The 296-nt window shown below is 67.9% G+C and carries 1 pseudogene; it reads right to left on the bottom strand.

The annotated features are described in order from the left end of the window. Positions 1-296, bottom strand: a pseudogene (locus SB816_RS30830) (methyl-accepting chemotaxis protein); the annotation flags it as partial.

Here is a 296-nt window from a genome sequence, read left to right as displayed (position 1 = left end):
CACCTGCCCGCCTCGGACCGCGACCTCAGAAGCATTGCCGGCAAGCGTGGTCCCCTGCCGCGCGTTTTCCGTGTTCTGTTTGACCGTCGCCGTCAACTGCTCCATGCTGGCCGCGGTTTCCTCGAGCGAGGCCGCCTGCTCCTCGGTACGCTGGCTGAGATCGGTGTTGCCGGCACCGATCTGCGCGCAGCCCGACGCGATGCTTTCGCTGCTCGAGCGCACGCGCCCCACCACGTCCTGCAGCCGCGCGTTCATATTCCGCAGCGCCAGCAGAAGCTGGCTCGTCTCGTCGCGAC

This window comes from Achromobacter sp. SIMBA_011 (genome assembly GCF_046535435.1).
GTDB classification, from domain to species: domain Bacteria; phylum Pseudomonadota; class Gammaproteobacteria; order Burkholderiales; family Burkholderiaceae_B; genus Achromobacter; species Achromobacter dolens.
This window is presented reverse-complemented; position numbering and strand designations above follow the sequence as displayed.